General features: G+C 63.1%; 12 protein-coding genes. 4 read left to right on the forward strand and 8 right to left on the reverse strand.

Translation table 11 applies throughout. The features are described 5' to 3' along the window. Positions 1-67: 67 nt before the first annotated feature. From RSO01_RS28855 to RSO01_RS28890, 8 genes are all read right to left on the reverse strand, one after another. The gene (locus RSO01_RS28855) at positions 68-2,092 is read right to left on the reverse strand and encodes a KpsE/RkpR family capsule polysaccharide export protein (RefSeq protein ID WP_147154023.1); all 2,025 of its coding nucleotides are present in this window, start codon (positions 2,090-2,092) and stop codon (positions 68-70) included. Between the two features lie 19 nt (positions 2,093-2,111). After that, on the reverse strand, positions 2,112-2,783 hold the full coding sequence (locus RSO01_RS28860; RefSeq protein ID WP_147154024.1) for an ABC transporter ATP-binding protein: 672 nt from the start codon (positions 2,781-2,783) through the stop codon (positions 2,112-2,114). Then, a complete protein-coding gene (locus RSO01_RS28865) occupies positions 2,780-3,607 on the reverse strand; it encodes an ABC transporter permease (protein WP_147154025.1) in 828 nt (275 codons plus the stop codon). The genes RSO01_RS28860 and RSO01_RS28865 overlap by 4 nt, the downstream gene beginning before the upstream one ends. Position 3,608: 1 nt before the next feature. Continuing rightward, entirely contained in the window at positions 3,609-5,735 is a 2,127-nt protein-coding gene (locus RSO01_RS28870) for a glycosyltransferase (protein ID WP_147154026.1), read from the reverse strand. Positions 5,736-5,768: 33 nt separating this feature from the next. Continuing rightward, entirely contained in the window at positions 5,769-6,770 is a 1,002-nt protein-coding gene (locus tag RSO01_RS28875) for an NAD-dependent epimerase/dehydratase family protein (protein ID WP_147154027.1), read from the reverse strand. Positions 6,771-6,844: 74 nt separating this feature from the next. Then, positions 6,845-8,227, reverse strand: coding sequence for a nucleotide sugar dehydrogenase (locus tag RSO01_RS28880; RefSeq protein WP_147154028.1), 1,383 nt, complete (start codon positions 8,225-8,227; stop codon positions 6,845-6,847). 201 nt (positions 8,228-8,428) lie between these two features. Further along, positions 8,429-9,415: an OmpA family protein gene (locus RSO01_RS49065; protein WP_147154029.1), complete on the reverse strand. Its 987-nt coding sequence runs from the start codon at positions 9,413-9,415 to the stop codon at positions 8,429-8,431. A 138-nt stretch (positions 9,416-9,553) separates the two neighbouring features. Next, positions 9,554-10,873, reverse strand: coding sequence for a polysaccharide biosynthesis/export family protein (locus RSO01_RS28890; RefSeq protein WP_147154030.1), 1,320 nt, complete (start codon positions 10,871-10,873; stop codon positions 9,554-9,556). A gap of 251 nt (positions 10,874-11,124) precedes the next feature. Between RSO01_RS28890 and RSO01_RS28895 the strand changes: the two genes are divergently transcribed. From RSO01_RS28895 to RSO01_RS28910, 4 genes are all read left to right on the forward strand, one after another. Beyond that, positions 11,125-18,576, forward strand: coding sequence for a type I polyketide synthase (locus RSO01_RS28895; RefSeq protein WP_246158890.1), 7,452 nt, complete (start codon positions 11,125-11,127; stop codon positions 18,574-18,576). Then, the gene (locus tag RSO01_RS28900; protein ID WP_147154032.1) at positions 18,573-19,940 is read left to right on the forward strand and encodes an aminotransferase class I/II-fold pyridoxal phosphate-dependent enzyme; all 1,368 of its coding nucleotides are present in this window, start codon (positions 18,573-18,575) and stop codon (positions 19,938-19,940) included. The genes RSO01_RS28895 and RSO01_RS28900 overlap by 4 nt, the downstream gene beginning before the upstream one ends. 195 nt (positions 19,941-20,135) lie before the next feature. Then, on the forward strand, positions 20,136-20,930 hold the full coding sequence (locus tag RSO01_RS28905; protein WP_170303431.1) for an SDR family NAD(P)-dependent oxidoreductase: 795 nt from the start codon (positions 20,136-20,138) through the stop codon (positions 20,928-20,930). Beyond that, a complete protein-coding gene (locus RSO01_RS28910) occupies positions 20,930-21,628 on the forward strand; it encodes a CDP-alcohol phosphatidyltransferase family protein (RefSeq protein ID WP_147154034.1) in 699 nt (232 codons plus the stop codon). Before RSO01_RS28905 ends, RSO01_RS28910 begins: the two co-directional genes overlap by 1 nt. The last annotated feature ends 2 nt before the right edge of the window (positions 21,629-21,630 follow it).

Consider the following 21,630-nt stretch of genomic DNA (forward strand, 5'->3'; position numbering starts at 1 on the left):
CAGGCGCCCCGAGGGTACTACACACAGAGGTGCGCGGCGCCCAGTCCACCACCTCCTGCAAAAACCTCTAGGCCAGATGGTCGCGAACCGCGTACACAACGAGCATACCGAGGAACCATGCCGCAGCGGCGGCCAGAACGACAACGAAGATGGACTTAACTCGGTCCGGATAAAGCGACGTTTGAGGCAATTTGGGCTTCACAAACAACGCCAGATAGGATTGCTGATTCTGCGCCATAATAAAGGCTTGGCTGCGGAGACTCAGGGCTTCGCCGTAGACTTTCTCTGCGAACTGGCGCTCCGCATCCAATGACTGAAATCCCCTCAATGCTTCCGGCGAAATTGCCTTCACCTGTGAGGTGCCAAGCTGACTCTCTTGCCTGATCTTGGCTTCCAGGGATGCGATTTGCGAATTCAAAGACGTGAGATTCGGGGAATTGGGTGACACGGTCCGAATGGCGGTTTGTTGGGCCTGCAAGCCGGCCAACTGCTTGCGCAGATCATCGACAATAGCTACCCCGGCGGCCGCTTCCCTATCTGCGTCAACCAAGCCACTTTTCTCTCGAAATGTCAGCAACTGCTCGCGGGCAGCCACCAGTTGCTGCTGCGCGCGATTGAGATTGTCGTTGGCGAGCTTAACAATGTCTTCCTGGGCTTGAGTGTTCAGCCGCCGAAACATCTCATCCGATGTGGCGATTAGCGTTTCCGCCAATGCGAGGGAATCTTGGGGCGAAAACGCTCTCACCGAAACCGAAACGTTTCCCGACACAATATCGAAGTGCGCCAGCACCATTCGCGCCCAATACGCGTTGAGTTCCTCCGCACTGACGTCGTGCTCCGGCAGACGCGACCAAAAGTCGATGCCCGGCTTCGAAAAGACACTTCGCAATTCAATGCGGCCCTCAACATCAGCAATTGCCTGAGGACTGTTGATGTAGTCGGTCACGACAAAGGCGTCTGGCGACATTGCCGTCGTACCTGTCATCGCTGTCGACATCGTCCGGCCGGATGCCTGTGAGGGCCCGCGCACTGCAAACTGGAACGTCGTGACATATTGGCTCGACGCCACGAAGCCGTAGTACACGATGGCCAGGATCGTCGGAATGCCGATCACAAGGAGCGCCGACACCCCGAGCCAGCCACCGAACCGCGCCCGGCGCGCCCGTTGAGGCATCTGTGGCAAGGGAGCCGCGCGCAACGTCGAGGGAACCTCGACAGGTGTCGCCTGGAGGGGCAGTTGGCCCCCGGCGACCGGCTTCAAATCCGTGCCCGGTACCAGCTGCAATGCTTGCCGTGGGGCGAGTGCAGTAGCTCCCCCCGGCTTGCTCGGCGCGGTCGCGAGAAGTGTCCCTTTTCGAAGCTCCGCCTTCGCACTCGCCTTACGATGTCCCTCGGTCGGCTTGCCCTCGAACAGCCGATAGCTTCCTTCACTCCCACAATCGAAGCCTCCGGAGCACGGTACCAGCCCGTACTTTGCCAACTCCTCGACAAGGCGCTCCTGCTCTTCTGCAGTTTCCCGTTTTACACAGAAGCGCTGCAGGTCCATCAGGACGTAACGATAGCCTGCCAATTCACGACACAAACGGACATAGGCGCTCGGATCCTGGGTCGATACGAAATCGGTCAGGATCGCCAAGGAGTCGGATACATCGAGATCCAGGACAGCGTCCGGAAATTCAGCTCCCACCAGACGGCAGTTGTTTTCCATATGCGGATATTGTGCCGTCAGTTCCCGCAGGATCGTCGTCGACGTGAGATGTCTGCGGTCGTCACGCTCGACACCAACTGCCGTAAACCCCTCGTATGCCAGCATGAACGGTACTGTGCCGAGGCCCGAGCCAATCTCATGATACGATCTCAGGTCGGGCAGGCGCCGTTTCACGAAATCCAGGATCGAGAGCTCGTAGCTTCGGATCGGAAAGCCTTTGGACAACCAGAAGCTGTAGTGTTCGTAAGCCCCGGACCGGTCGATCCCCACCAGCTCAATCCGTTCGCTCAGGACGCGAACAGTTGTCTGGCGAACTGCCTCCGCTGCGTCGAGCGGAACAGACGACTCACCTTCGGGCTGTTGGGGAAGCGGCTCGCCTTGCATTGTTCGCGCAGCGCTCGGTTCAGTTCGTCAGCATCGGTTCGTTCACGATATCATTGTAGCATGCCACCGCCTGCTTGATATCGTCATAGTAGGTCAACTTGCCCTTATGAAGGGTCGCGCCAACGTCACAGTAGGTCAACAAAGTCTCCGTCTGATGCGACACCATGATCACCCGACTATTGACAAGCCGCTGCTGAAAGGCGGCCTGGCAGCGTGCCGCAAAGCGGGCGTCGCCCGCACTCAGCGCCTCGTCGATCAGATAGACATCGAATTCCAAGGCGATGCTTGCCCCGAAAGCCAACCTCGACCCCATACCGCTCGAATAGGTCTTGAAGGGCTCATCGAAGTACTCCCCTAGATCAGCGAACGACTCGACGAAATCAACCACCTGCGCAACGTCAAAGCCATACACTCGCGCAAGAAATGCGGCATTTTCCCGGCCGGTCATGTTGCCAGCAAAGCACCCAGAGTATCCCAACGGGAACGAGATGCTGACACCCCGCCGGATTCGGCCGCGTTCCGGAAACTCGGTGCCGCTGATCAGTCGCAGCAAGGTCGACTTACCCGCCCCGTTCAGGCCCAGAATTCCAATGTTCTTCGTAGTATCCAATACGAGATTTACCGAATCGAGAACGACCTTTCGTCCGAGCCGTGTCGGATAGCTCTTATGCACATTCTCGAACACGATCATGTCGGTTCCAATAACTTGCGGCGCGTGGCCCGCAGCAGCATCAGCCCGATAGCGACAGTCAAAGCACTTGAGAGGACGGCGTAACCGCGGTCCAAATCGGGTGGATCGTAGTTACGATAGTAGCCGCTTCGGACCCACATGATACAATGCATCAGTGGGTTGTACAAAAGATAGCCGCGAAAAGGCGGAGGGACGCTCTCGGGGAGAAACCAGAGTCCAGACAAGAGGAACAAGGGACTCAACAGGAAACCGAAAATCGTCGACCAGTTGGTTACGAACACTTGAATGATTGCGTTGATGGTACCCACCCCGAAGCCGAAGGCGATCGTGACGGCAATGGCTGCTGCCAAGCTCAACGGGTGACGCGGGATAGCCTCGCCATGTCCTGCCAAGACAAGGCCCAAAAACATCAGGAACCCAACGAACAGGTAGGTCGCCGCTTCTAAAATCGCCCGGGAAATCATGACATCAAGTGGCTTGATCGGCGGGAGATTCAGCAAAGAGCGGTTTCCGGCCACCGCACCGGCTACATACGCCGCAAGCTTGTAGAACAAGAAATACGTCATCAGCCCGGTCAGCATGAACATGATCATGCTGCCACCCAGAGGACTGTGTCGCTTCAAGACGTAGCTGAAGAGCAGGCCGAGCACGATCAAATGAAGCATCGGCTCGATGATTGCCCACAGGTAGCCAAGCCGACTTTCTCCGAAATGTGCGCGAGTCTCGCGCCGAACAAGGGCTGCAATGACGCGAAACTGCAATCGAATAGCGTCCGCCCAAGCCTTTCGTGTTTGAGAGTGCATGGTGGTGCGAGAGCTATTCATGTCAGCTCTCTCCTCGCGTTACGTGTGGCTCTGATGTAACGCCGGCTGCAGCATAGAGATTGAGCGTATTCGACAACATGCGCGGAATTGGAAACGCCTGCATAGCCCAGGTCCTCGCCTCGCTCGCCATATTCTTGAGCCGATCTGGCTCCCCGGCCAGTGCGGCGATTTTGTTCGCGATTTCATCGGGAGTGGCCTTTACGCTGGTAACGAGCCCCGTTTTCCCTGGAATGACCGTCTCTGCGGTGCCGCCGGCCGCGGACGCGATGACGGGGACGCCAGCGAGCTGCGCTTCGATCAGGGCGTTCGGCAGGCCCTCGTGCTCCGACAAAAGCATGAGAAGATCCATCTTCGAAAGCCAATAGCCAACGTCCGCCGTTCGCCCGACAAAGAGACATCGCGAGGCAACGCCGAGCTTTGTCGCACGTCTGAGCATTCTCTTTCGATACGGCCCATCGCCAACCACGATGAAGCGCATAGTTGGAACCCGGACGAGGATTGCAGCAGCGGCATCCACCCACAAGAGAGGGCGTTTGACCTCATCCAGGCGCATGACGGAGCCAATAGTCATCGCGCCTTGCCCGGTCCGTGCTTCAAACGTACTGAACATCGCAGGTGACGCGCTGCCAGCTTCGATCGACAGCGGCGCAACGCCATTCGGCATAACCACAATAGCTCTTTCGTCAATATCTAGCCAGTTGGCATACCGCCCCGCCGCGTGGCGCGAGTTGACCGAAAGCACAACGCCGGGCGCTTGCAGCAGCGACTTGTAGATTACGTCGTACTCGACAAGATAATTCTCGCGGCGATCTGGGGGCGGTGTCGATCGCCCGCTCAAGACAATGCGCGGAACTCCTGCAAGGAGAGCCGCAAGTCCCGCCGCATAGACAAGACCATCCTGCCAAATGTGAACGACCGCGGGCTTCATCTCCTTCAGCCGATCGCTCAGCTTAATGACGGCTTCCGCCGTAGACCAAGGGAGAAAACCAAGAGCGCGAAGCGTGGGCCGCGCAACCGAGCTCGCGAGATCACCGCCAAAATCAGGCCATTCTCTGTACGATTCAACCTGGATCCCGGCACGCTGAAGATCAGCAACGTAGAATGATCCATCTTCCCGATCGACTAGGGATCTCGCGACCACGTGTACCTCGTCCAGCACCAAGCCATCCGGCAGCGTCCGCTGCTGCAAGCTCATGGCCCTTAAGCCGACAGCCGTGGTGACAAACTGTCTTTCGGCCCCCCCTGCCCCCAAAGAGCCAGTGAGCAGTACGAGCTTGCCGGAGGTGGGCGCAGGCGCCGACAAGGCCCTGCGACGGTCGTCCAAAATGCGATCAAAGAGAGCTTCAAGTACCCTTACCGACGCAAGCGAGCTTCCGTTCAGGGCGACGGCATCGACATGCTCAAAGTCGCTGATTACAGCATGCAAGCGCTTATCCTCTTGAAGAAGTGGCGGCCCCAACCAGGCTCCCGCCGCGATGCGTCGCAGCAGGGTGACGACTGACCTGTGCATGCCGATCTCTTCTTCTAGCCATGCTGCGAAAAGCAGCCAGGCCTCCTTTCGCTTCGAAAACGCGCGGGCCACAAGTCCAAAGGCAGCTCCACTGTCATCGGTCTGTCCAATCGCATCACACGCCTCGGCATAGGCGAGGAGCTGATCAAGGCGGGCAGGCATGCGCGGAAAGCGAGCGCGCACAATCGTGCGGACCGCGGCCTTGCCTTTACTCCGCAGCACGAGATCGACCAGATTGCGGAATGCATCCATCGATGCAGGGAATCGCATGCTGATGCCGAGCCATGCCTCGAGCGCCCGCTCGTCATTCAACTCGGTCAGGAGTCGCGCGACAATCTTTTGAAGTTCCTCGCTTTGAGGGTATTCACGAACAAGGGGCAGCAACTGGTCGACGGTGGCATTCCGACAATCGGCAGCCCGCACAGCGTCTCGGATGGCATGCGCCTGTGCTCGCACCTCTCGCGATGGTCGCCGCTTGACCACACGTCCGAGCGGGGCGGGCCTGAAGACCTCGGCCAGGGGATCGCTAGCCGGATCGAGACCCACTGAACTCAAAATATCGGGCCGGCACCAGCGTAAACCGGGAAGAAGGCGGGACCGTGGAAAGGCGCGCTTCATCTGGGTCGCGTTTCATGCCCGTAGTGGCAGCTGTTAGGCCCGATAGTAGGAGCGATACCAGCGGACAAACTCGCGAACGCCCACCGACACCGGGGTCGAAGGTCGATAACCAATAAGCCTCTCGAGAAGTTCGGCGGAAGCCTCGGTTCTGACGACATCACCGGGCTGCATATCCATATAGTTACGCTTGGCCGTCATCCCGAGTGACCGCTCTATCTCTTCGACAAGATGCAAGAGGCCAACCGGATTGGCGCCGCCCACGTTGACAACGCGATAAGGAGCAACCTGGCTCGAAGGGGCAATCGTTGTATCACGTTCATCGACATCGGGGATACAATCCACCAATCGGACGACCGACTCGACGACATCGCCGACGTAGGTAAAATCCCGCTCCATCTGGCCGCGGTTGTAGATGTCGATCGGTCGGCCAGCCAGAATGTTCTGCGTGAACTTGAAGGGCGCCATGTCGGGACGGCCCCATGGACCATAGACGCTGAAGAAGCGCATGATGGTCGTGGGGACCCCCCAAAGATGCGCATTGCTGTGAGCGAGAGTCTCGACAGCCTTTTTCGTCGAAGCATAGATGGTCAGCGGATGGTCCGATGAAGTGGTCTCCCGAAGTGGGAAGGATGTGCTCATGCCGTAGACGGAGCTGGTTGAAGCGATTAGGAGATGCTTGGGCTTCAACTCGCGACACAGCTCCAGAATATTGAAGCTGCCGAGAATGTTGGATTCGATGTAAGCACGCGGATTTTCAAGGCTATACCGGACGCCTGCCTGAGCGGCCAAGTGGATAACGATATCTGGCCGGAACGACTTCGCCACGAAGGCAAGGCCCGTGACGTCCTCCAGCATGCAACGATGGGGTTGGAAGCGACCGAGCTGCGCGAGCTCGGCGTGGCGATCCGCCTTGAGCTTGACATCATAGTACGGCGTCATCCCATCGATGCCCGCCACTTCGTCTCCCTGCTCAAGGAGGCGCTTGGCGAGATGAAATCCGATGAAGCCGGCAGTCCCTGTTATTAAGTAGCGCATCAGCCGCGAACCTCTACCGACGAGTCACGCCACATTCGGTAGTGGTTTAGACCATTAGAGTAGCACAGGGCTATTCACGCTTTGACGATATGTTCGCCGCTCACACCGCCCCGGGCGCAGGCATTTCGCGTATCGATGACCAGAGGCGACCATTCTACGAGCTTGGCATAGTCAATGGAATCGTGATCGGTGCAGATCACGACAGCGTCAAAGGCTGAAATAGACGACTCACCGAAGGAAACCGATCGCCTGCCAGTGAATTCGGCGTGCTCCCGGCTGGGCGGTATCTCAGCCACAATGGGATCATAGTAGGAGACTTCTGCCCCACGTTTTTCGAGCAACTCAATGATCTTAAAGGCCGGGCTTTCGCGCGTGTCGTCGACGTTCTTCTTGTAGGCAATGCCGACGACCAGGACGCGCGCACCCTTGGATGCCTTGCGCTGCCGCTCGTTGAGGGCCTCGATCGTGCGATCCACCACGCGCTGCGGCATGGCGGTGTTGATCTCACCCGCCAGCTCGATGAAGCGAGTAACAACCCCGTACTCGCGTGCCTTCCAGGTGAGGTAGAACGGATCGATCGGGATGCAATGGCCGCCCAGCCCCGGCCCAGGATAGAATGGCATATAGCCGAACGGCTTGCTCTTGGCCGCCTCGATGACTTCCCAGACATCGATACCCATCGCCTCGTAAACCGTCTTGAGTTCGTTCGCGAGGGCGATATTGACCGAGCGGAAGATGTTCTCGGTGAGCTTCACCGCTTCGGCCGCTTCCAGCGACGTTACCGGCACGGTCCGCGAAACAACCTCGTCGTAGAGGGCGCAGGCGAGCTGCAGCGCCTCGGGACCCTCGCCGCCGACAACTTTCGGAATGGCGGCCGTCGAGAACTGGGCGTTGCCCGGATCTTCGCGCTCCGGCGAGTAAGCAAGAAAGAAATCACGCCCCGAGCGCAAGCCGCCGCGCTCGAGGATCGGCCGCAGCACGTCGCGCGTCGTGCCAGGATATGTCGTCGATTCGAGAACGACCAGCTGGCCACGCCGCAGGTACGGCGCAATCGATTCGGTCGTCTGCGTCACGTAGGTCAGATCGGGCTCGCGATGCCTGGTCAATGGCGTCGGCACGCAGAGGATGATGGCGTCGACTTCGCCCAGGCGCGAAAAATCGCAGGTCGCCGCGAAGCGGCCGGCCTTGCGCATGTCGGCGATCTCATCGCTGGCAATATGACCAATATAGGAGGTACCGGCATTGATCTGATCGACCTTGCTCGCGTCGATGTCGAAGCCCAGTACAGAGAAGCCTTTTCTCGCGATGGTGCAGGCGAGCGGCAAGCCGACATAGCCGAGACCCATGATGCCGACAGTCGCCTGATGGGCGCGGAAACGAGCGACTATCGAAGCTACCGGCTCCGGCGGCGTTCCGTTGTGTTGGTTGCGCGCGAGAGCCCTCACCTCGTCGTGCATTCCCTGCCCCTTTTTACTCGACGCATACCGGAACGCCAAACTCCTCCCGGCAAAGCCGCTTGTACGAGGCTAGAAATTGAGTGTCAAAGCTAATTGCCGTTACAGGTTGATGGACGTCCGACTGGCGCAATCGGCTCCCACAAAGACGAAGGGCGGCCTTTTTTTTTGCGGCCGCCCTTGTCAATCAACGCGATGTTGTCGTTACTGAATGACGATCTCGACGCGACGATTCTGCGGCTCGCGCACGCCGTCGGCGGTCTGGACCAGGAGGCCCGCCTCGCCGCGGCCGATGACCGTGATCGCCTGTGCCGGCACGCCTTCACGCACCAGGGCGTCCTTCACGGCGTTCGCGCGACGCAGCGACAGCGCCATGTTGTAGGCTTCCGGGCCCGACGTGTCGGTGTGGCCGGTCGCCGTGATGCGCGCGTTGCCCTTGCTTTTGAACGCAGCAGCTGCCTGGCGGATCGTGTTCAGCGCCTGCTGGCTCAGGTTGGAGCGGTCCCAGTCGAAGAACACCATGAACGATGGCGGCGCAACGACCGGCGGCGGCGGAGGCGGCGGCGCCGCCGCGGCTGCAAACTTGATCAGCACGCCCGCACCAACGCCGAAGTTCTGGTTCGGACCGGTCACGGTGCCGACACCCGGCACGTTGACCGAGACCCCCGTCGTACCGAGGTAGCGCCCCTCGACCTGGAGGCGGAACATCGGGTTGACGTTGTAGCCAATGCCTACGGCCGCCGAGTAAGCGAATACCGTGGCGCCAAGGGAACTGTTGCTGTCAACGAAGCCCAGACCCGCACCGACGCCGGCATAGGGCGTCCATACCGATTGCGGCATGAAGTCATAGTAGATGGCCGCCAGCGTCGTGAGCTGCCCCACCTTGTTGGTGATCGCCGTGCCCGGAATGTTGACATTCACGGGAAGCCACGAATAGCCGACCTCCAACTGCGGACGCCAACCGATGAAGTCGTAGCCGATCGCACCGCCGATGGTGAAACCCGTCCCCGAGGTGATGCCGCCGCCGTTGCTATTGAGACCACCGAGGTTCCAATTCGCACCGGCGCCGAAGCCGAGATAGAACCCTTCCTGGGACCAGAAATTGGGCGCGCCGTCTGGGCTCTGGGCAACAGCCGCCATCGGCCCTGCAAAGATCGCTGCAGCGGCCAGCAGATACTTAGCTTGCTTCACGGAACTCTCCCCAAACCAAATTTTCCCGATAAATCAGCGCGTGCAAGATACACCGACGACAACCCATCGTCGGTGCCCATCTTTTCCGTGCGCGCATTTTTTGCAGTCGTGTTGCGCGGGAGCAACATCTTTGCACTTCTAGTTGCCGCTGGGGAAATTGCCTCCGAGGGTCCGCGGTATGGCCACAGTTGCCGTCGCACCGGACAGGATCTGGAAGAACTTCGCAGCATCCGCCAAGGGCGCCTGTGACACGAACAGGATATCCCCAGGCCGGACCGGAAAGGCGTTCATGGCAAAGAACGATTGCGGATCCTTGAGGTTCAGCTGGTAGACGATCGGCACCGTTTCCCGATCCTCGGCCAGAAGCTGGACGCCGTAGCGGCGCGCCAGAGCGACCGGTTCGCGGCGGAAAAGGTAGACCCCCTTGGCGTCGGCCCGTGACGCTTCGAGGCCGATCGTCTGGCCCAAGGCGTCGGTCATATTGAGCGGCAACCTGCGAAAAATCTGTTCGCCGGGCTGCTGAACGGCGCCAAATGCTACGAACTTCTGCGGCTTGCGAACCAGGAGCAACGCATCGCCGGCAGCGACCGACACATTGAAGATCTCAGGTCGATCGACGAGCTCCTGCATCTGGATCGACATGGTCGACCGCCCGCGAGTCAGTCGCAGGGATGTCTCATACGGCGGATATTTCGTGCCGCCGGCCAAGGCGATCATGTCGAGCACGCGCTGGTCAGATCGATCCAGCGGGTACGGCCCGGGCTTGTTGACGTCGCCTTGAACCGACGCCGAGCTGCTAACGTTCTGGACGACCATCACGGTCGCCTGGGGGTCAACGGCCTTGCCTTCAAGTCGAGAGACGATGTCTTTCTCGATGTCGGACACTCTCTTGCCGCTGGCCATGAAGCGACCCGCATAGGGCAAGGCGATCGTTCCATCGACGTCGACACGGACCGTGACATCCGACGCCTTGCGATCCTTGCCGGCGAACACACCTGTGTCGCTAGCTTCCCAAATAGTCACCTGCAGGACGTCGCCGACGCCGGCCCGCCCGAACGCTCCTGGCCGTTGAAAAACAGCGGGCACGGTGGGTATCACCGGTTGATAGTACTGTTCGGCATCCCGGGCGATTCGCGAATCCACGGTTACCAGGGCAAACCGCATCACTGATGCGGGATCAGCCTTTTTGTTTTCGGACGCATGGGCCAGCATTCCGTTGGCGTTGGGCCCATCGCTGGGCAGGAGGTCGCAACCGGCCAAGCAGAGGCAAAACGCTGCCGCGGCCATCCAACGGCCCACGCTTTCGCCAAAGCCACCAGTTGCACTCATGACTGCTTGATCACTCCCCTGCACCCGAGGCTGGCGCGCGCCGCCATTGTTGCAGACTTCGCGACACATCTGAACACTATTCGATATCTCACTGATTTTCCAGAAAATATTGCCAACGCCAACTTCCATGCTTACCTCACCAAGCGCTCGTTTTAACCCGGCATTTTGCAGTCCTTTTGAAATTAGGCCGCGAAAGCGCCGAAATGTCTTTGCACCTTAATACCGCACGTCCATAAAGTCTTTGTGTAGGCCCCTGGTCGGGATGGCTTGTACAGCCGGCGGTGCATAGCGCGTGACGCGTCATGGCGTACGATTGTTCGCGGAGAGGCGGTGCACGACCGGAGATTGGCGTCACTTGTGTTTGGGAAGAGACGCGGCGTATGCAAGTAAAAGGCGAAATAGCCATTGTCGGCTACGCGTGTCGCGTGCCTGGAGCACGCAACAGCGATGAGTTGTGGCAGCTTCTACGCAACAACCATTGCGCTGTGTCGTGGATCAACCCCGAGCGATTTCCCACCGCCCCCTTCTATCATCCCAGCGCCGATCAACCGGGCCGCAGCTACACCTTCGCGGCCGGCATCATCGACGATGTCTGGGGCTTCGATGCCGCCGCCTTCGGCATGAGCCCACGCGAGGCCGAGCAGGTCGATCCCCAGCATCGCCACCTGCTCGAAGTCTCGCACGATGCGCTCGCCCATGCAGGCATCCGTCCGTCGAGCCTGGCTGGCGGCGAGACCGGCGTTTATGTCGGCGCCTCGTCCGTCGACTACGCCGCGAGATTCTTCGCCGATCCATCGATGGCCGATGTGCACATGATGACGGGCAACTCCCTCAGCATCATGGCCAACCGCATTTCCTATGCCATGGATCTGCGCGGCCCCAGCCTCGCCATCGACACAGCGTGCTCGTCGTCGATGGTGGCCGTCCATCTCGCGGCCGAGGCGATCCGCCACGGGACCATCGACACGGCGATCGTCGGCGGCGTCAATCTGCTGCTCTCGCCGTTCTCATACGTCGGCTTCTCGCGCGCCACCATGCTGTCACCGACGGGTCTATGCCGGCCGTTCGACGCCGCTGCGGACGGCTACGTTCGTGCCGAGGGCACCATCGTGGTGGTCCTGCGCTCGATGGCGGCGGCCAACAAGGCGCGCAACCACATCCATGGCGTGATCGTCGGATCGGGCATGAACCAGGACGGCCGGACCACCGGCCTGTCGCTGCCTTCCGCCGAATCGCAACGCCGGCTGGTCGAACGCGTCTACGACGATTTCTCCGTCGATCCGGCGGATCTGCTGTTCGTCGAGGCACATGGCACGGGCACGCCGGTTGGCGATCCGATCGAAGCCGATGCCCTCGGCAAGGGCCTGGCACAGCGGCGCGCGCAGCCCTTGCCGATCGGGTCGATCAAATCGAACATCGGCCATCTCGAGCCGGTATCGGGCCTCGCCGGGCTCCTGAAGTCCGTCATGGCGCTGAAGCACGGCATGGTGCCGGCGACGCTGCATCAGCAATCGCCCAGCCCCAATATCCCGTTCGACGAGCTCAATCTCCGGGTCGTGGACCGCAATTGGCGCCCGGCAGAGCGGCGAGGCGCCGGGCTTGCCGGCATCAATTCGTTCGGCTTCGGTGGCACCAACGCGCATGCCATCCTGCGCAGCAACGTCGCCAGCGGCCAGGTCGTCTATTTGCGCACCGACGTGCTGGCGCCGCCCCTGCTTTTGACGGCGTACAGTTCTGAGGCGCTGCCGGCGCTGGCGAAAGCAACCGACCAGCACTGGCCCGACGCATCGCGGGCGGTGCCGGAGTTCATCGCCGCGTGTGCGCACCAGCGGGATTTGCTGCCTCATCGCGCGCTGATCCGCGGCGGGACGACCGACGAGATCCGCCTACGTACCCAACGCTTCGCTGCCGGCGAAAAGGACGCTGCGGTGATGACTGGCCAGGCGCTGGGCAATGCCTTGCCGGTGGCGTTCCTGTTCTCCGGCAACGGCGCGCAGTGGGTCGGCATGGGACGCGATGCGTGGAAGGACAATGCTCACTTCCGCGAAGCCCTGCAGGAGATCGACAGCCACTTCGCCAAGGTGCAGGACTGGTCGATCGTCGATCTGCTGTTCGCCGAAAATCTGGCAGAGCAGATCCGCCGGGCGTCCTACTCCCAGCCCCTGCTGCTGGCCTTGCAGGTCGCAGTCGTTCGCGCGCTCGAGGAGGCCGGCGTCACGCCGACGGCGACGCTGGGCCACAGCGTCGGCGAGATTACCGCCGCGTGGGCGGCGGGTGGGCTCAGCCTCGACCAGGCCATTGACATCGTCATCGCGCGCAGCCGCCATCAGGAAGCCACGCACGGCACGGGTGGCATGGCGGCGCTGATGATGAGCGAGCGCGAGACAAGGCGGTTCCTGAAGGCCGTCAATGCACCGGGCGTCGACGTGGCCGCCATCAACAGCTGGCGCAGCGTCACGATCTCCGGCCCCGGGCAGGAGATCGAGCGCGTCCTGGCGGCCGCCGGCCGCGTGCGCGTCAGCGCGCGTCGTCTCGACATCGACTATCCCTTCCACAGCACGCTCATTGAACCCGTTCGTGCGCCGCTGCTGCGCGAACTCGGCGGCCTGAAGCCCCTGGCGCTGCGCCGCAAGATGATCTCGTCGGTGACGGGCGAGGCCGCCACCGCCGAAATGCTGGGCGCCGAACACTGGTGGCACAATGTCCGCGAGCCGGTACGGTTCGAGGCGGCGTTGTCGCGCCTGCTGGAGGACGGATTCAAGATCTTCGTCGAGGTCGGACCAAAGCCCATCCTCACGAGCTACGTCCGCGACATCCAGCGCGAAGCCGGTGTCCGTGGTGCGATCATCGAGACGATGAACGAGACCGACGGCCAGGCGGCCGGCGATCCGATCGAACGCGCCGCCGCCAAGGTCCTGCTCGCCGGAGGCAACGTCGACCTGCAGCGCTTCTTCGGGCCGCCGCCGGCATCGGCCGTGATCCTGCCCCTCTATCCATGGCAGCACACGCCCTTCATCGCACGGCCGACGATCGAGTCGACGACCGTCATGTCGCCCGCCGAGCATCCGCTGCTGGGGCGCCGGCATCGCCTCGACTGCTTCGAATGGTTCTCGACCATCGATCCTGTCCTGTTCACTTGGCTCCAGGACCACAAGGTCGCCGGCATGCCGGTCTTTCCGGCCACCGCCTATGCGGAGGTGATGCTGGCGGCGGCGCGCGCTGTCCATCCTGGTGCCGCTCTGGAGCTGCGCGATTTCGACATCGTGCGGCCGCTGGTATTCGACGGGCGCGCCTCATTCGAGACCCTGCTGCGGCTTTCGCCCGAGACAGGGGTCGCAGAGTTCCTGTCGCGCGCGCGCGGCGGCGTGCACGACTGGACCCTCCACGCGCGCGGCGTGGTCGGTCGGTCTCCCATCGCCAGCAGAATGACGTCGGTCCCGCAGGTAGCTCCGGGTACCGTCTCCGTCGTCAAGCCCAAGGTCTACGAAAGCGCGCGGGCGCTCGGCTTCGACTATGGGCCGACCTTCCAGCGGGCGCGCCACGTTGACTTCCCGCACCCCAAACGCGCGATCGCCAGCCTCAACCCGCCGGCGGCCGAGACGATGGAGTCGTATGTCATCGACCTGACGGCTTTCGACTCGGCGTTTCATGCCCTGTTCGCGTCGGAAGAGGCAGGCGTCGCCGATATGCCGATGAAACCGTACCTGCCGATCCGCTTCGGTTGCGTGCGGGCCTTTGCTCCCGGCAAGGCAGCAGCCGTCGCCGTCGCGCGCACGCTTCGCCAGTCGCCGACATCGCTGCTGATCGACATCGAACTGTACGACGCCGACGGCAAGCTAATCCTCACCGTCGAGAGCGCCCGGCTTGTCGATGCGCCGGCCGATACGGCACCGAATGCCCAGTCGCTCACCTATCACATGACGACCTGGCGCCTCGACCGAGCCGGCGAACGGTCGGCCGTCGCCTGCATGTCAAGCACGGGCGCAACGTCGAGCGACGAGAAGAACACGTTCGGCGAGGCCCTGCTGCTTCTGGAGGCAGGCTGCCTCTGCGCCACATGGAAGGCCTTTGCCGCGCAAGGAACCGAGCAGGCCACCCCTCGAACGGCAAGCGAGGGCGAGCCGGCACCGCCGGATTGGGCGACGTTCCTGCGCTCGGCGCTGCTCTGGCACCTGGAGTATCGCGGCCTCGCCGTCGACTCCGATGGCGCGAGGACCCTTGCGAGCACCTGTGAGCTGCCGGACGTCGCCTCGATCGTGAGCTCGCTCGCCTTGCGTCATCCGACCATGGCCGCCGAAGCTGCCAGCCTGGCCCGTATCGAAGAGCTGCTCGAGCGCATCGTAGCCGGCGATCCGGAAACGCCGGCCGATCTCAATACGGCGCATTGGCGCCAGCTTGCCGCGAGTTCCAGCCAATCGGTCCTGTTGCGTGACGCCGTTCTCGTCGATGTCGAAAGCGCGATCGCCCGCGGCGGCAACGACCGGCTGGTGCGCCTGTTCATGATCGGCGCGCAGCACGTCGATGCCGCGATCGATCTCGTCGAGAAGTTCGCCAACCTCGAGATCACCATCGCCGATCTGGACACGGACAGGCTGGAGCAGGCGCGCCTGCTGCTGGCCGACGACTATCCGCGCGCGCGCTGCGTTCCCTGGGCCGATGTCGAGGCGATTGCCACCGGCAGCATGGACATCGCCTGCGCAATCGATGGTCTCAGCGAGATTGCGGCAATGACGGGCGGCCTTGTCCATGTCGCCCGCATCCTGCGGCCGGGCGCCGCCGTCCTGGCGGCCGAGCCGGCGCCCAACGTCTTCTGGGACGTCATCCGGGGCACCCGCTCGAAATGGTGGGCGAGATCGGCAAACGCCGAATTCCCGGTCGGCGCGCTGCTGACCGGCCAGGAGTGGATCGACGAATTCGAGGTTGCCGGCTTCGAAGACGTGTCTGCGACGCCGGTCCTCGGCGATGCGCGGATCGGTGTGGTCGTCCGCGGCCTCGCCGCACAGCACGCCATGCCGGCCAAGCTGCCGACCGACGACGCGGCGATTTTCGCCTGGGAAGGTGACGCAGCCGCGTCCCATACAATCGCCGGGCGACTGCGCGACCGCCTTGGCGAGCACAAGACCGCAGCGAATGGCGACGGCGGCGCCGTGGCGGCGACGGACATCGTGTGGCTGATCGATGTCCCCTCATCCCAGTTCGAAGCGTCCAATGCCCTGGCCGGCCACCTGGCTCGGCTGGCCGAGCGCTGCCGCAAGCTTGCGGCGGAACCCGCGCGTCTCTGGGTCGTCATGGATTTCGGTGAAGACTTGCGCGACGTGTCGCCGCTCAACCTGCCAATGTGGTGCGCGGTCACCTCGGCAATGCGGGTGGCGCAGAACGAATATGCCGGGCTGCAGATCCGCTGCCTGGGGCTGGCGGGACTGCCGGAGGCCGCTATCGTCGAAAACTTGGCCGAAGAGTTCCTGGCTCCCGACGGGGAGCACGAGATCTTCGTGAGCGACGGGCATCGCCACGTCTTCCGGGTTCAGCGCGGCGTCCACGATGGCAGCCCGGGCCAGCCCGCGACTGCCGAGACTTCCATCGTCCTGGCAAGCCGCCAGAGCCACGGCCGCAATGGCCTGGCATGGGCGGCCGAGCCGCGCCGCGAGCCCGGGCCGGACGAGATCGAGATCGCCGTCCGGGCGACCGGCCTCAACTTCCGCGACGTCATGTGGAATCTGCGGCTGCTGCCCGAGGAAGCGCTGGAAGACGGCTATTCGGGACCCGGGCTCGGCATGGAGTGCGCCGGGACCGTTATTCGCTGCGGCGCAGAGGTCGATGCCTTCACGCCCGGCGATCGCGTGGTGGCCTTTGCGTCGCACGCCTTCGCGAGCCACGTCGTCGCCCCGGCATTTGCCGTCAGTCCGCTACCGGCCGGCATGTCCTTCGAAGCGGCGTGCTCGATACCGGTGGCGTTCCTCACCGCCTACTATTCGCTGGTTCACCTGGCCCACATCCGCGCCGGCGAAACGGTGCTGATCCACGGTGGCGCGGGCGCCGTCGGCCTTGCCGCCATCCAGATCGCCCGGCAGCGCGGCGCCCGGATCATCTCTACCGCCGGCAGCGACGAGAAACGGGCCTTCCTGCGCAGCCTGGGCGTCGACTTCGTCTCCAACTCGCGCAGCCTGTCCTTCGCCGATGAGATCGCCGAGTACACCGCCGGCAAGGGCGTCGACATCGTGCTGAATTCTCTGGCCGGTCAGGCGATGGCGCGGTCGATGGATTGCCTGCGACCGTTCGGGCGCTTCATCGAACTGGGCAAGCGCGACTTCTACGCCAACACCCATCTCGGCCTGCGGCCGCTGCGACGCAATCTTTCCTACTTCGGCGTCGACGTCGACCAGCTGATCGGCGAACACCGCGATCTGGCGCGCCAGCTGTTCGGCGAGGTGATCGAGCTGTTCGCCGCGGGCGAGCTTGCTCCCTTGCCGCACCGCGTGTTCGATCCCGGCCATGTCGCCGACGCCTTCCGCCTCATGCAGCGTGCCGGTCACATCGGCAAGATCGTGGTGAAGGCGGCCGACCGCACCACGGCCCTGAGCACGGCCGGCGGCAAGTTCCCCGTCGCCCCTGATGCCCTGCATGTCGTCATTGGCGGCACCAGCGGTTTCGGTCTGTCGACGGCGGTGTGGCTGGCCGAGCGTGGCGCGACGCGCCTGGTGCTGGCCAGCCGCGGTGCCCAGCTCTCGGAAGCCGATCTGCCCAAGGTCGAGAATCTGCGCAGCTGTGGCGTCGAGGTGTCGCTCGAGCGTGTCGATGTCGCCGACGCCCCGGCGCTGTCGCGCTTCCTGCAGCGCATCGCGGCGCAAGGGCCGATCAAGGGCATCGTCCACGCCGCGATGGTCCTCGACGATCGTCTGATCGAAGGCATCGATGCCGCGGCGATGGAGACGGTGATGCGGCCCAAGGTTCAGGGCGCGCTCAATCTCGAGCAGGCCGTCGCCGGCCTTGAACTCGACTATCTGCTGTTCTTTTCGTCGGCCACGACGCTGTTCGGCAATCCGGGCCAGTTCAACTACGTGGCCGCCAACGGCTTCCTAGAAGGCCTGGCGCGCCGGCTTCAGGCGCAGGGCGTGCCTGCGCTCGCGGTTGCCTGGGGCGGCATCGAGGATGCGGGCTACTTGTCGCGAAACATCGCCGCCGACGTCAATCTCAAGAAACGGTTCTCCTCGAGCCTGATCACCGCGCAGACCGCGCTCGACGGCCTCGACTGGATCCACGACAGCCAGGGTCGCCAGACGACGGCCGGCTGCGCCATCGCCCGCATCGACTGGGCCATGGCCAAGCGCGAGCTGGCGGCGGTGCGGACGCCGACCTTTGGCGCCATCGGGGCGTCCTCGGGAACCCGGCATGCCGTCGACGGCGCCGCCATCGTCGAGCGTCTGCTTGCCCTGCCGCCCGACGAGGCGATCGACGCCCTGGTCGACATCGTCGTCGAGGAGATCGCGCGCGTGCTGCGCCTCCCGCCGAAGGAGATCGACCGCCACCGCCCGCTGGCCGAGATCGGCATGGATTCCCTGATGATGCTCGAGCTGCGCAACACGGTCGAAGGATCGCTGGGAATCGACCTGCCGATGATGTCGATCTCGAGCGGCATCACACCGATGGATGTCGCGCGTCGCGTCCTGCCGCTGATCACCGGCGAAAAGCAGGTGACGCCGCTGGCCGGTACCCTGATGGCGCTGACGGCCAGCCATGCGGCCGCCGAAGCCGAGGCCACGACCATCGATGAACAGCACGCCGCCGTCGCCGCCGTGCTCGAGAAAGTCCGTGAACTGGAGGGCCCAAGATGAGCCCCTACAATCGCACCGGCGCGCAGGAGACGGTCGACAAGGTGCGCCATGTCCTGCGCAAGCCCCAGGATGTCGTGGCTCATCCGAGCCGCGCGACCGGTCGGCCGTCCTTTCCCTCACACAGCTCGGAAACGCGGTTCGACAGGCTTCCCGAGTATGAGATCCTGAAGATCAAGCGGGCGGTCAGCGACATCAGCGGCATCGCCACCCCGTTCTACCGCCTGCACGAAGGACGAGCCGGCGCCACGACCTCGATCGCTGGACGCACCATCGTAAATTTCTCGTCGTACGACTATCTTGGCCTTAATGGCCATGAGGGCGTCGCCAACGCCGCCAAGACGGCAATCCAGGACTTCGGCACGTCGGTATCAGGTAGCCGGTTGTCCGGCGGCGAACGCCAGATCCATCGCGATCTCGATGCCGCATTGGCAAAGCTGCACGGCACCGAGGACGCCGTGGCCTTCGTCAGCGGCCATGCCACCAATGTCTCCGTTATCGGTGCGCTGCTCGGGCCGGAGGATCTGATCATCGGCGACGCCGTGGTGCACAACAGCATCATGGAAGGTGCGCGGCTCTCGGGCGCCAAGCGGATCCTTTGCCCGCACGGTGATCTCGAGGCGCTGGAGCGCGCGCTTCGCCTCAACCGCGCCCGGCACCGGCGCGCGCTTGTGGTCGTCGAGGGGCTCTATGGCATGGACGGCGACGCGCCCAACCTTGCCGCCCTGATCAAGCTCAAACGGCGCTACGACGCATGGTTGATGGTCGACGAGGCGCATTCGATCGGCGTGCTCGGCGCGACAGGCCGGGGCATCGCCGAAGAGCAAGGGGTCGACCCAACCGACGTCGACATCTGGATGGGCACGCTCAGCAAGTCGCTTGCCGCCATGGGCGGCTACATCGCCGGCTGCCGTCCCCTGATCGACATACTGAGGGACACGACGCCCGGATTCGTGTTCAGCGTCGGCCTGTCGCCGCCGGTGGCGGCGGCAGCACATGCTGCCATCGACATCATGCAGCAAGAGACCTGGCGGCTGGCGAAGTTGCGCGAAAACGGCCGCACCTTCCTGCGCAGCGCCAAGGCCCGCGGCCTCGATACCGGCCTCAGCATCGGCGCGGCAGTCGTGCCGATCATGATCGGCAATTCACCGCATGCCGTGATCCTGTCCGAACGCCTACTGGAACGCGGTTTCAACATCGTGCCGGCCTTCTTCCCGGGCGTGGCTGAAAATCAGGCGCGGTTGCGTTTCTTCCTGACCAGCCAGCATACGGCCCAGCAGATCGACGATGTGCTCGATGCCGTGGTCGAGGAGCTGTCCAAGGTCCGCAACGGCCCGCCGCTCGTTTCCCTGGTCACCAAGCGTTAGCGTCTTCGCACGAAAGCACAATCCGCCCAGCTGGAATCAGCTGGGCGGATTGTGCTCTTGCAAAAAGCATCGCCAGTGCGCGCAAATCCAATCAGATCGAACCGCGCGCGGTTCGATCTGATTGGATTTCGCTCTGGTTGGTTGGCGTGAGATAAGTGCGGACCAGCACGCGGCTGGCAGTGACGGATACCGCACGTGGACTTCAATTCAATCGTCATCACAGGCGCTTCCAGCGGCATCGGCGCGACGCTTGCGCGACGGCTGAGCGGTCCCGGCCGCGCGCTCGGCCTGATTGGCCGCAATCAGCAGCGGCTAGAGACGGTCGCAGCCGAGTGCGCCGCGGCCGGCGCCCATTGCCGCAGCGCCAGCATCGACATCCGCGACACCGCGCGGTTGCAGGACTTCCTCGACGACTTCGATCGCGACCACCCGATCGACCTGCTCGTCGCCAACGCCGGCATCCTGGACGGTCGGCATGCCGACCAGGTCACGGAAACCGGCGAGACGGCGCGGCGCGTCCTGGAAATCAACCTGCTTGCCGCCGTGGATACGGTCCATGCCGTGCTCCCGGCAATGCGGCGGCGGGGCAGCGGCGGCATCATCATCGTGTCTTCGCTTGCGGGCTTCGTCCCGCTGGCCGATGCGCCGGCCTATTCGGCCTCCAAGGCCGCCCTGGTGTCCTACGCGCTGGCGCTTCGCGATGCCCTTGCTGGCGATGGCGTGCAGGTCATGGCCGCCTGCCCCGGCTTCGTCGCCACGCCCATGGCCGACATCCATCTCGGTCCGCGGCCCGGCGAGATTTCCGCGGACGACGCTGCAACGCACATCCTCGAGGGGTTTCGGCGCAACAAGGCGCTGATCGGTTTCCCTTTGGTTCCCTTCTGGCTGTCGCGCCTCAGCCTTCTCGTTCCCGAGTTCGTCCGTCGACGGGGAGCCCGAGGCACCCGCTTTCATGTTGCCTCGCCACCGACTGACACGGCCCGCAAGTGATGCCGCAGGACGCTACCCCGCCGGCTACGCGCACCAACAGTGGCTGGCTGTCGGCCGCCGAGCAACGCGCCCTCGACTGGTTGGCGCCCCGCGTGCCGCGATGGCTCACGCCGGACGGCTTGACCGCCGTGGGCCTTGCTGCGGCCGTCGTGGCAATGGCGGGCTATGCGCTGACACCACGCTATCCCTTGGCCCTGTGGGTCGTGAATGTTGCCCTGGTGGTGAACTGGTTCGGGGATTCCTTGGATGGGCGGGTGGCCCGTCAGAGAGGCGTCGAGCGGCCGCGCTATGGGTTCTTTCTCGATCAGTCGATCGATGTGATTTCCCAGCTTCTGTTCGCCCTAGGCCTCGCCGCATCGGGCTACATCAGGCCCGAGATCGTCATGCTGGGACTGGCAACCTATCTGATGATGACGGTGCAAGGGCTGCTGCGGGTACAGGCAACCGGCGTGTTCCACCTGGCCACCGGCGGCATGGGCCTGACCGAGGTTCGCTGCCTGTTCGTGATCGGCAACGTACTGTTCTACTTCCTGCCGCCCTGGCCGTTCCAGGCAGCGGGACTGGTCGTTTCCTATCCTGACCTGTTCGGCCTGATGTGGATCGCGACAAACATCGGCTTGTATGTTGCCACGCTGATCACAGAAGGCCGCAGGCTGGCGCGGGAAGATCTCCCCGAGTCTCGCCGCCACGACGATTAGCC

Source organism: Reyranella soli (assembly GCF_007992495.1).
Lineage (GTDB): Bacteria > Pseudomonadota > Alphaproteobacteria > Reyranellales > Reyranellaceae > Reyranella > Reyranella soli.